Genomic DNA, 11,769 nt, shown 5'->3' with positions numbered 1-11,769 from the left:
CGCTCAGGCTAAGTAGTCTCCAACTGAGGTGGCTTCAAAAGCTCTCCCTGGCACCTGTCGGGAGGGCCATCGTCAATGCATTGGCCATGAAGAAGCTGCCGCTCTTGCAAACGGGGCCTCTGCCGAGGCAGTGCCAGGACTATCGAGTTCCCTGATTTTGCAGTCTCAGACCTTTCTCTGGCCACCGAAGTCTGCCAACCATGCCTGTCAGCGATAGCGTCACGACGGCGTCGCGCAATCCTCGGCCTGCAAACCCGAGGTTTGTCGGATAGATTTCCGGCATCCACACTTGGTCAAGCAGCTCGCCTTGTGGAGAAATCACCGTTATGCACCCGGTCACTAAGGTCGAGACACAGATGTTACCGGAAGCCGCAATCTTCAGGCTATCCAGACGTTGGAAGCCGCCAAGTCCGATAACGAGCTCGCCGCCGCTCTGGCTCGGAAAAGGTCTTTTATGGACCACCCCCGGCCCAGCGATGGAGTAGCTCCACAGTCGTGCTGTTTCCATTTCGGCGACGTAAAGCGTCGAAAGATCGGGTGACAAGCCAATTCCGTTTGGTGCGAGAAGTGGGAACACCACCCTCTTTATCGAACTGCCATCGGCTTTTCCGTAATAGACAGCCCCATGGTCCCGGTAGAACTCCCGGACCCTGCCCGTGTCAGTAAAATAAAAGCCGCCCTGATCATCGAAAACGATGTCGTTAGGGCCGCTAAGTGTTCGGCCGTCGCACTGGTCATACAAGGTCGTGACCTCACCCGTAGCGATATTGACCCTTTGGACCAATCCACCGCAGTAATCTGGAGCCAGACCAACGGGTCGCAGCCAAGCACCCTCCTGTTCCCACGAGAACCCTCCATTGTTGCAAACGTACAGCGCTCCATCCGGCCCTAAAGCCATCCCGTTAGGACCGCCTTTGGTGACCGCCAGTACGTCCTGTTTTCCGCCTTCCCTGATCCTCACGATCCTGCCGCGACCGATCTCAACGACGGCGATCGAGCCGTCGGGCAGTTCGACGGGTCCTTCCGGAAAGTGAAGTCCCTTAGCAATGATCTCGATGTCAGGTTTCGTCATAGAATGGGCAAGCACTGAAAGGAAAGGTCGGCATAGCGATTTAGTGCGAGGGTCCGGCGAGCTTTATACAGTAGCGCGCCAGTGAAGATTGATTTCAGTGGCGAACTAGCTGGTCTCCACGTGCTCGGGCACTCCCCGGTTTGCCGCCGAACGATAACCTGCCTCAATGACGGCCAGTGCGCGCTCCGCTTCGAGCAAGCCTGCAACGGGAGGGCGGCCATTTGCGAGATCAGCCCAGCTGCGGCGAAGGAAAACAGGGTAATACTCGTCCGTATTATATTCGATTGCGGTCGAGCTAGCCCTCTCGTTTTCACGCGGCTTTGCATAGAACTGGTCAGCGTAACCGCGAATGTAAGATTGGCGATGCGAGATCGAGAACGCGAAATCCCGCTGATCGTCGGCTGTGGACGGATACAAATACCCTGTCTCGATTACGCCGATCTGTCCTGCCGCAGTGCGGCAAGTGAAGACAGCCTGTTCGTCGACGGTTACATCAGGTCGGTAGATCTGGATCTGGCCTGAGACCTCGGTGATAGGGGATTGCGTCAGGTTTGAGATGAAGTCGATGAAATGAATACCAACATTCAGCATCGACCCACCTCCTGCGAGCGCCTTGTCAAGCATCCATGCGCATCCGTTTCGCTCATAACGTGCCACCGAGCCTACGACGAACCTGAAGGAAAGATGCTGGAACCCGTCTGGCACCAATCCTGCAGCCGGCGAGAGACGATCGGCCAAGTCGCTCACGCGTTGAATAAATGGCACGCTTACGAAGACGCCGTGTTTCTCAGACAGTTCGCGGATACGACGAACTTCCTCAAGATTAAGCCCGCATGGCTTTTCGATCAGAAAAGGCGTGCCCTTAGCGATCAGCCGCTTAGCGAGTTCGGCCATGTCGGAATGGCGGCTGAAGACAAGCGCGAAGTCGAAATCCTGCCCCATCAGTTCGTCGTTGGAGCCATAAAGCTTACAATCGAGCAATTCGGAGAAACGTGGCCCCGCAAATGCCGCGCTGTCGGATATGCCGATCACCTCGATACCCGGATCCTTCAGGGCAGCGATGTAAAGCGGAAAATGCCAATGGCTGACGTCGAATATTGCGATCCTCATCACGACTCCATAATTTCTGGTTTATCAAGGCGAGCAGGCATGATTAACCGCATCGAAGGAAGCAACAGGAAGATCCGACGATGCGTGGCCTGATTGTCAGCTCCTGCTCAAGCGGCTCCTTGTGAAACGCCTCTGGTAGTGCTATTGGAATAACGTTCCGATAAACCGAATATCGTGGTACCATGCGCCTTGTCAAATCCCTTCTAGACCGTTGTTTCGACGTCATCACACTGTTGAGTGAGAACGCCACTGGACTGTCATTAGGCGAGATCAGCCGCCGGCTGGACGTCCCGAAGAGCGCGGCGCATCGCCTGCTCCACAGCCTGTGTGACTTAGGTTGGGCCGAACAGGATCCGGAGAACGGCTTCTACCGACTTTCGCTGCGCCTTGCCGTAATGGGCCAGCGTCTACTGGCCGGGACACGGATCCCCGACATCTGCCAACCAATTCTGGATCGCTTAGCTAGCGATACCAAGGGACTGGGCAGGATTGCGATCCTTGATCCTGATGGATTGACGTGGATATCCCACTCACAAGGCATGCGGTCCGGCCTGATTTACCAGCCAGAACTGGTGGCAAAGGTCCCATTGCACACGACAGCTAACGGCAAAGCGTGGCTGGCGACACTGGATCGAGAGGAAGCGTTGGCCAGGGCCGTGGCGAGCGGGCTGGGCCGAACAGACCTGGGTGGTCCCCGCGTAATCACCTCCAGGCAGACATTTTCTGCTGCTTTGGATGAGACCGAAGAACGGGGATGGGCCACCGCGATCGAGGAAGCTGAACCCGGCGTTGCCGCTGTCGCGGCGGCTATTCGCGTTGGAGGTCAGGTTGTTGGAACGGTGAGCATCGCTGGACCGATCCACCGCTTTTCACCACTCGTACTTCCTCAATTAGCGGAACAAGTGAAGGCAACTGCCGAGGAACTTTCCGAACTTTGGCCTTATCGGATCGCCTCGCCATCCCCCCAAGCCAATGCTTCGAACAAGTCACAAGTTGTTGGAAATATTATATAAAAAACTTCCGTAACTGATAGCGAACTTCTCACATCGCTGACCTCTGTTGACACCCGCCGTTCTTAGTGGAATAACGTTCCGATAGCGATCGGGGAAATCGCGCTAGGGTCAAGTGGCCGCGTCAGTGGCCGGCAGGAGGAAACAGTTGGCTAATGTTGAGCTGAAGGCCGTTCGCAAAGCTTATGGCGCCGTACGCGTGCTTCATGGCGTGTCAGTCGATATCCACGAGGGGGAATTTGTAACCCTCGTCGGACCCTCGGGTTGCGGAAAATCAACTCTGTTGCGGATGATCGCGGGACTCGAAAATATCACAGGCGGCGAGATCCAGATCGGCGGACGCACCGTTAACGACATACCGCCGAAGGCCAGAGACATTGCCATGGTCTTCCAAAACTATGCCCTTTATCCGCATATGACCGTCGCGGAAAACATGGGCTTCTCGTTGAAGCTCAAAAAGGCTCCGCGCGAGGAAAGAGAGATGCGCGTTCAACGCGCAGCTGAAATCCTCAGTCTCACGAAGCTCCTTGATCGCTACCCTCGCGAACTGTCGGGCGGCCAGCGTCAGCGCGTGGCGATGGGTCGCGCGATTGTTCGCAATCCGCAAGTATTCCTGTTCGATGAGCCGCTCTCGAACCTGGACGCGAAACTGCGTGTGCAAATGCGCGCTGAGATCAAGGAACTGCATCAGCGGCTCAAAACCACGACCGTTTATGTGACCCACGATCAGGTCGAAGCGATGACAATGGCCGATAAGATCGTCGTCATGCACGACGGTTATGTCGAGCAAGTTGGGGCGCCGCTTGAACTGTATGATTACCCCGCCAACGTATTCGTCGCGGGATTTATCGGATCGCCATCGATGAACTTCCTCAACGGCCGAGTGGAGGAAGGCCGGTTCGTCCTCGAGGACGGACAAAAGCTGCCTCTGCCTGCAGGCGTGGCCGATATCTCCGAGAAAGTAATCTACGGCGTGCGTCCTGAGCATCTCACGATCAGTGACGTGGGACTGCCTCTTACCGTCACAGTCGTCGAACCGACAGGTTCCGAAACCCAGATCATCGCCAAGCATGGCGCTCAAACCATCGTCTGCATATTCCGAGATCGGGTTCTTCCGAAAGCTGGCGAGACCATCACCGTGGCTCCGGATCTTTCACGCGTCCACCTCTTCAGCGAGAGCACCGGCAGGCGCTTGTCCTGAGAACCGACGCTACCCACTCTGCCTGAGACGGCCACAGGGGAATAGTATTCGAATGTCGATACCACCGCTACAAGTCACCAATCAAAGCGCGGCGCACCTGGCGAGCGACGTCGTGGACGCCACTGACAACGCAAACCGCTTTAGTTGGGCTCCCTTTCTCTGGTTTACGCCCGCTATTCTGATCCTGTTTCTTGTCACGCTCTATCCGACGATCTTCGTGATCTGGTTGAGCTTTCAGAAAACGAAATACTATGAGCTGGTCGGCTTTACCGGCCTGGCCAATTACGTCGAAGTGCTAAGATCCTCCGAGTTTTGGGACACGACCATCATTTCCTTGAGCTATGTTGGAGGGTCTTTGGCCGGCGCCATGATCCTTGGTCTGGGCTCAGCGCTGGTGTTGAACCGCGCGGGCGTTACTGGCTCTGCGCTACGCGTTTTCATCCTGTTTCCCTGGACGCTGTCCATGTCAGTTGTCGGTAGCATCTGGCTCTGGCTCCTCAACCCCTCGTTTGGGCCGGTACCCTACGTGATCCAGAAGCTGGGTATCGATCCCGGACTGATGTTAGGGGATCCGGGAATGGCATTGCCCCTCATCATCATCGTCACAGCGTGGTGGTCATTTCCCTATGTCATGGTGATGGCAACAGCAGCCATGCAGTCCATTCCGAAAGAACTCTATGAAGCCGTAGAGATCGACGGAGGTGGTGCGTTCGTGAAGTTCCGTTACGTCACGCTGACGGAAATCCTTCCCACCTTGGGAAGCACGGCGCTGACGCTTTCCATCATGTACCTGACCTTGATGACGCTGATCATTGTGATGACTGGCGGAGGACCGCTGGGGTCAACCACGACACTGAGTTTCGAAGCTTTCCGTGGGACGGTTCAGGCGGTCAACATTGGGCCGACTGCTGTCGTCTCGATCGTCGTCCTTATAATCAATGTCGCCCTTGGTGCTCTTTACAGCCGGCTGACCGGCCGCGCGACAGGATAGGATCAGATATGAGTAACGCTCTCTCGAACAGGTCAAACGGACAGATACCCGCGATCCTGGGAAGCTTGATTATCGGGATTATCGTTCTCGGGCCAGTGCTTTGGGCCTTTGCGACATCTTTCAAGACAGAAGTAGAAGCGGTTGTTGTGCCACCTACTCTTTGGCCAACTTCGCCGACGCTGGATAACTACACCAAGGTCTTCCAGGACGCGGCTTTCCTCAATGATCTCTGGAACTCCGTTGCCTACTCCGTCGGCGCCGTAATCATTGCTCTCCTGGTCGGAATTCCAGGAGGTTACGCCGCCGCTCGCTTTTCTTTCAGAGGTAAGCGGACTTTGATGCTCGTGATACTTGGAACCTCGATGGTGCCAGGTGTGGCGTTGCTGGTCCCTACCTATTATCTGCTTGAAACGGTCGGTTTGCTCAACAGCGGCATCGTGGTGACGATCATCCTTTCGGCCCGGATTATCCCCCAGACAGTCTGGTTCATCGCCAATTTCGTCGAAGCCGTTCCAGTTGAGATCGAAGACTCCGCTATGATCGATGGCGCTTCCCGGTTTCAAATCATCTGGGCTCTGATCTTGCCGCTCATACGTCCGGGTATAGCGGCGGTCGCGACGATCGGCATTGTGACGACCTGGAACGACTATATCACTGTGGCGGTTTTTGCGCCCGAAGTCGCAAAACGGACCCTGCAGGTCGCCCTTGTTAATCAGGTTTTCGACGCCGTCGGCATTTCGTGGTCCTACATGATGGCTTTTGTGATGGTCGCATCATCACCGGTTATCTTCATGTTCGGCTTCGTTCAGAAGTGGTTCATCTCCGGGCTCACGGCAGGCGCCGTCAAAGGCTGATGCCCCACTAAAGTTCACACAGCATCTAGTTCAACCTGGGAGGAAGACGCATGCAAACCATATCAAGACGAAAACTCATCAAATCGTCAGCGGCGCTGGCAATTGGTACCGCCATCTTCGCTTTTGCTGCTCCGCAAGCATTTGCCGAGAACACGAAGATCATCTACCAGACATTCCTGGATCCAAACAATTCGAAGGATCCCCGGTCTGCAGCTCAGACCAAGATGATTGACGCATTTCAGGCGAAAAACCCAGACATCAAGGTCGAGCTGCTTGTCGATCCGACCGGGGGGGCAGCAGCACGCGCTATCAAGTCCGGAAGCCAGACACCAGACGTGATCCGCGTCGTCGGCTTTGCTGTTTCCGAATTCGCTGCCACCGGAAATCTCCTCCAGCTCGATGATTTGGTGAAGAAGGAAGGCATTCCGGATGACGATTGGCTCCTGCCTCTGTCGAGCACGAAGGTCGACGGAAAGCTCTATGCTCTCCCCCAGGACTTCCGTATTCCAATCCTCTTCTACCGCAAAAGCATGTTGGAGAAGGCCGGGGTCAAGCCCCCGACGACTTGGGATGAAGTATGCGCACTAGGCGACAAATTCGGTCAATCGGATACGATTACCTTCGCTGTTCCGCTTGGAGCAACAGGCGGTCTTGGTGGCGCCCAAAGCCTTGGAGAATTCTTTCTTAGCACCATGCTGCCTGGCAATGGCGGTCAATATTTTACCCCTGATGGTAAGATTGCCTTTTCAAAGGAGTCGTTCATCAAGGCGGCGCAAACGATCAAAGACTTTTATACGAAGTGCAAGGTGACTCCACTGCGCAGCGCCCAGATGGGGTTCAACGAATTGCACGACGCTCTCCGCTCTGGCAGTGCAGCGACGGCGGTGTTTGGCGTTTATCGTTACAAGACGGTGAAGCAGCAAGGTGGCGGTGACGATCTAGCTTGGGCTCCGGCGCCAGGGTATACGGCAAATGACAAGCAAACGGTCTACAGCTACAACATCGCGATCAACAAGAAGACCGCCAATCAGGATGCCGCTTGGACCTTCGTGAAGTTCATGGTGTCGCCGGAGGCGCAAGCTTTCGCAGCCGAGGGCGGCGAAGTTGTATCGCGTAAATCGGCATACACTTCGCCATACTTCCAGAGCGACGCTGGTAAGGACCAGAAGCAGTGGGCTGACTTGGTAGCCCAGCGTGGCCAGACCGTGACCTACTCCCCCATCCTCTCGACGTATCACACCATCTTGGGTGAGGCTTTCCAGCGGATGATCCTGAAAGATGGATCGCCGGCAGATGCATACGACGAACTGATCGAACGGTATGGAGCGGCTCTCGCGAAGGCGCAGTAATTGACTTAACTGCAGATGAAAATGCTGGATGGGGTGAATAGTCCCCTCCATCCAGCGCCTGCCAAGACTTTACATCCACGCGCGTCGCCGATCGTCGACGCGAAGATTAGTGGTTTCGACGGCCCGTGTTCAGGCTTTTCGCCGGCTGAAATAAGCCGACGGCATCGGTGTGCCCGGCGATCGCAGATCGTGCGTGCACACTATCCGAACCGAGCCGCTTTCAAACTCGCAGAGAGGCGTCGGTTATGAGGTATCGTTACCTTGGGAGGACGGGAGTTCAGGTCAGCGAATACATGTTGGGGACCATGAGCTACGGATCAGATGGGAATACTGACGAAAAAGAGTGCATAGACATCGTGCACCATGCTTTGGACCGCGGCATCAACTTCATCGACACTGCGGACACTTATTCCCATGGAGAGGCCGAAGAGATCGTCGGCAGAGCGATTGCAGGCCGTCGGGACAAAGTGGTGCTCGCAACCAAGTTTCGTCTGGCGGCCGGTGAAGGACGCAACGAACAGGGCGGATCACGCTACTGGATTATGAAGCAGGTCGAAAACAGCCTTCGCCGGCTGAATACTGATCACATTGATCTTTACCAAATGCATCGGCCCGACCTTCAGACCGATCTCGATGAGACACTGGGCGCTCTTAGCGACCTGGTAACCCAAGGCAAAGTTCGTTACATCGGCTCTTCGACACTGCCGAGCTGGTACTTGGCTGAGACCCAATCGGTTAGCCGGTTGAATAAGACGGCACGGTTCATCAATGAGAGCTCGCCCTACTCGATCTTTCAACGCGCCGTAGAGAGAGAAACCCTTCCCGCAGTTCAACACTATCGTATGGGATTTACCGCCTGGAGTCCCCTGAACGGCGGCTGGTTAACCGGCAAATACAAAGCCGATGGCTCCACGCCGTCTGGTTCCCGGGCCGAGCGCGTCAAAGGGCAATGGGGACAGCACTATCCCATCCTGCAGTCTCGCTTCGACATGCAGCGTGAGGGCAACAAGCGCAAGCTGGAACTACTTCCAGAACTTGAACGCGTCGCAACTGAGGCTGGCTTGTCCCTCATGCACATGGCTCAGGCGTTTCCCCTAGCGCATGCCGCGGTGACGTCTGTGATCCTCGGGCCTCGCACGCTCGAGCAGTTCAAGGGCATGGAAGCTGGATTCGAGGCCGTTCTTCACGCAGCGACGCTTGACCGGATTGACGAACTTGTGCCGCCGGGATCGCTCATCGAAGAGGCTGACCGCGGTTATGTTTCTCCATGGCTCGCGCCAGAGGTTCGTCGTCACCTGGGTAAGGTAGCCTAGCAAAAGACGACCGCGACGGGGGTATCAGGTAAAATTTCGTCCGCTTTTTCAAGCGGACGGCATGATCCTGATATTGCTGCGGAAAACCCAGTCGCGGTCCGAGAGACATTGATACTTTAACTTTAAGGGGAGCCGATGACAGACATTGTCTTCAACCACGCCACGGTGCGCGAGAGAGCAGATATGCTGACCTTTCTTCGACTCTGCTCGGAGCGAGGACTTCACACCGTTTCCATTTGGGGGGACGAGATTGCCAAGGTCGGCGAGAAAGACGCTCTCTCTGTTTTACAAGATTTCGGGATGACGGTCTCAGGCTACAATCGCGTTGGACCGTTGGCAGCTGATTGCCTTGACCGGGCTGGGGCGGAGCTTGAGCGCGCAGCAAGATTTGGGGCTGATCATGTTTTCCTGTTTACAGGAGGCTTGCGAGATAGTGAAAAGGATTTGGGTTCAGCAAGACGACGGATCGAGGATCTAGTTGGCAAAGTCCTTGAGCGCGCACGCAAGATCGGAGTGAAGCTGGCCATTGAGCCACTTCATCCAATGCTTACCGGCGATCGCACCGTAATCTCCAGCCTTTCCCATGCAAATTCCCTCTGCGAAGCATTAGGACCGGGCATCGGCGTGGTCGTGGATGTCTATCATTGTTGGTGGGACGAGCGACTTAGTGCCGAAATCGAGCGTGCGGGCGAGGCCGGCCGGCTCTTTGGTTTTCATGTCAACGACTGGCTGATCCCTACGCGGCATCTCCTCACCGATCGAGGCATGATGGGAGACGGGATCATAGATCTACGCGGCATCCACTCGATGATGCGAGATGCCGGCTACCATGGCGCGGTCGAGGTAGAGATCTTCTCCGCCGATTGGTGGGCTCGAGACCCTGCGGAGGTCATGGACATTGCGCTCGATCGCTGCCGTAGCCTGTTCAGCAAGGGATTAAAACCATGCGAGTGAATATTCCCAACCTTGATGGCAACTCGCGTGTCTACGCTGTGTTTGGCGATCCAATCCACCAGGTCCAGACGCCGCGCCTGATCAACCCGATCTTTGCCGCCGCCGAAGTTAACATCTACGCGGTGCCGTTTCTGATAACCGCCGAGCATTTCGCGGCGGCGTGGGATATTTTTGCTGCGATTCCCAACCTCTGCGGTATCAGCACGACCATCCCTCACAAGGTGGCGGCTGCCAAGAGGTGTTCAACCCTCACGCCGACGGCAAAGGCAGTCGGTGCCGTCAACTGCGTTCAGCGTGGCGAGGACGGCCAGATGCATGGCGCGCTCTTTGATGGTGTAGGCTTTGTTGAAGGACTTGGAGAGGCAAAGCCGCGACTACGTGGCGCCCGTGTGCTGATTGTCGGCGCAGGCGGCGCAGGCCGCGCGATCGCCTTCGCACTAGCTGAAGAAGGCGTAAGGAAGATCGATCTTATGGATCTTTCAGCTGAATCCGTCGCCTTCACCGCGAATATGGTCAATTCCTTTCGTGGCGAGGAATGCGCCGTTCCAGTCGATGGATCGACAAGGTGGGACTACGATATCGTCATCAATGCGTCTCCGATCGGCGTCAAGGGTGACAGCGTCTTTCCTATGCCAGCGGCCGCGATCCGGCCTGAAATGCTCATTGCTGACATCGCCAGCTTAAACGGCGAGACGACACTATTGCGCGCCGCTAAGGCAGCCGGCGCAACCGTCTCTGATGGAAATGACATGCTGCTTGCGCAGATCCGCCTGATGGCAGGTTTTGCCGCAGGCTTGCCGGCAGGAACTGCACTCTAACGATCAAAAATAGCGAAAGATTACATCATGAAGATCAAAGCCCAGGGGATCGTTCCCGTTATGCTTACCCCTTTCACCCCGGATAACCGGATCGATTGGGAAGGTCTCGAGCGACTTGTTGAATGGTATATCGCCAATGGTGCCGATACGCTCTTCGCCGTTTGTCAGTCGAGCGAAATGCAGAAGTTGTCGCTGGAGGAGCGAGTTGAGCTTTCCAAGAAGGTGGTCTCCTTGGCGGCCGGACGCGTGCGGGTGATCTCATCCGGACACATCAGCGAGAGCAGGGATGACCAGCGCGCAGAACTGGTGGCGATGGCTGAGACTGGCATCGATGCCCTTGTCCTGGTCAGCAACAGGCTCGACACCTCGAATGCAGGCACCGAAGCATTTCGTTCAAGCCTCGATGCCATTTTGAGTTGGCTACCGAGCGAGCTGGCGCTCGGTCTGTACGAATGCCCTGCTCCCTATCGCCGCCTCTTGAGCGATGACGAATTCAAGCTGTGCCGCGACACCGGCCGCTTCGTAACGCTGAAGGATGTCTCCTGTGACCTCGAAACGGTCAAGCGGCGCATCGCGCTTTCTGGCGATTCCGGCTTTGCGATCGTCAACGCCAATGCGGCCATCGCCGCTGCCGCTATGCGCGCAGGTTCGAAAGGCTTCTCTGGCGTCTTCACCAACATCCACCCCGACCTTTACGCCTGGCTTTACAAGCACGCTTCCGAAGAGAGCGTTTTGCGCCGCGACCTTGAAAACTTCCTGGCGCTAGCAGCGATGGCCGAGCCGATGGGCTATCCCGGTCTTGCCAAGGTTTGGCACAAGCGCCTTGGCACGTTTGAGAGCGTTCATTCCCGTGTCACAGATTATGACATTGCCGAGCGGCACTGGGCAGTCATGGATCTGCTGGACCATATTCGGCGAGGGACCGACAGGTTCAGAGAGCGGATCAAGCAAGTCTCCTAACCACTAGCCTCCGTCGAGTTTGCTTCTTCAATGCGTGGGAACGAGCGCCACGCATTGAAGAACAATGGTTATCCGTGGAGCGCGCCGTCATCCGTGCGGTCATCATCGGACGATTCTAACACTTTCATCATTCAAGC

11 protein-coding genes are annotated in these 11,769 nt (G+C 56.1%); 9 read left to right on the top strand and 2 right to left on the bottom strand.

The annotated features are described in order from the left end of the window. Nucleotides 1-139: 139 nt before the first annotated feature. Both ACR9ZQ_RS41180 and ACR9ZQ_RS41175 read right to left on the bottom strand, forming a co-directional pair. On the bottom strand, nucleotides 140-1,072 hold the full coding sequence (locus ACR9ZQ_RS41180; RefSeq protein ID WP_481430864.1) for an SMP-30/gluconolactonase/LRE family protein: 933 nt from the start codon (nucleotides 1,070-1,072) through the stop codon (nucleotides 140-142). A gap of 105 nt (nucleotides 1,073-1,177) precedes the next feature. Further along, nucleotides 1,178-2,182: a Gfo/Idh/MocA family protein gene (locus ACR9ZQ_RS41175; protein WP_481430863.1), complete on the bottom strand. Its 1,005-nt coding sequence runs from the start codon at nucleotides 2,180-2,182 to the stop codon at nucleotides 1,178-1,180. Between the two features lie 182 nt (nucleotides 2,183-2,364). Here ACR9ZQ_RS41175 and ACR9ZQ_RS41170 point away from each other — a divergent pair, with 182 nt between their 5' ends. The 9 genes from ACR9ZQ_RS41170 to ACR9ZQ_RS41130 all read left to right on the top strand — a co-directional run bounded on the left by ACR9ZQ_RS41170 (nucleotide 2,365) and on the right by ACR9ZQ_RS41130 (nucleotide 11,632). Further along, on the top strand, nucleotides 2,365-3,195 hold the full coding sequence (locus ACR9ZQ_RS41170) for an IclR family transcriptional regulator (protein ID WP_481430862.1): 831 nt from the start codon (nucleotides 2,365-2,367) through the stop codon (nucleotides 3,193-3,195). A 145-nt stretch (nucleotides 3,196-3,340) separates the two neighbouring features. Continuing rightward, a complete protein-coding gene (locus ACR9ZQ_RS41165; protein ID WP_481431014.1) occupies nucleotides 3,341-4,393 on the top strand; it encodes an ABC transporter ATP-binding protein in 1,053 nt (350 codons plus the stop codon). Between the two features lie 52 nt (nucleotides 4,394-4,445). After that, entirely contained in the window at nucleotides 4,446-5,384 is a 939-nt protein-coding gene (locus ACR9ZQ_RS41160; RefSeq protein ID WP_481430861.1) for a carbohydrate ABC transporter permease, read from the top strand. Nucleotides 5,385-5,392: 8 nt separating this feature from the next. Then, complete coding sequence (locus tag ACR9ZQ_RS41155; protein ID WP_427145802.1) at nucleotides 5,393-6,238, top strand: carbohydrate ABC transporter permease; 846 nt, start codon at nucleotides 5,393-5,395, stop codon at nucleotides 6,236-6,238. A gap of 50 nt (nucleotides 6,239-6,288) precedes the next feature. Continuing rightward, nucleotides 6,289-7,587 (top strand): ABC transporter substrate-binding protein, encoded by a 1,299-nt coding sequence (locus ACR9ZQ_RS41150; protein WP_481430860.1) that lies wholly within the window; start codon nucleotides 6,289-6,291, stop codon nucleotides 7,585-7,587. A gap of 305 nt (nucleotides 7,588-7,892) precedes the next feature. After that, on the top strand, nucleotides 7,893-8,900 hold the full coding sequence (locus ACR9ZQ_RS41145) for an aldo/keto reductase (RefSeq protein ID WP_481430859.1): 1,008 nt from the start codon (nucleotides 7,893-7,895) through the stop codon (nucleotides 8,898-8,900). 135 nt (nucleotides 8,901-9,035) lie between these two features. Next, nucleotides 9,036-9,854 carry a sugar phosphate isomerase/epimerase family protein gene (locus tag ACR9ZQ_RS41140; protein ID WP_481430858.1) on the top strand — a complete coding sequence of 273 codons (819 nt, stop codon included), beginning with the start codon at nucleotides 9,036-9,038 and terminating at the stop codon, nucleotides 9,852-9,854. Continuing rightward, nucleotides 9,845-10,672 (top strand): shikimate dehydrogenase family protein, encoded by an 828-nt coding sequence (locus ACR9ZQ_RS41135; protein ID WP_481430857.1) that lies wholly within the window; start codon nucleotides 9,845-9,847, stop codon nucleotides 10,670-10,672. The genes ACR9ZQ_RS41140 and ACR9ZQ_RS41135 overlap by 10 nt, the downstream gene beginning before the upstream one ends. A 27-nt stretch (nucleotides 10,673-10,699) precedes the next feature. Then, entirely contained in the window at nucleotides 10,700-11,632 is a 933-nt protein-coding gene (locus ACR9ZQ_RS41130) for a dihydrodipicolinate synthase family protein (protein WP_481430856.1), read from the top strand. Nucleotides 11,633-11,769 lie beyond the last annotated feature (137 nt).

The sequence above is a fragment of the Rhizobium sp. KNZ14-9A genome, assembly GCF_056755015.1.
The sequence above is the reverse complement of the archived record's forward strand: the minus strand, read 5'-3'. Positions and strand labels throughout refer to the sequence as shown.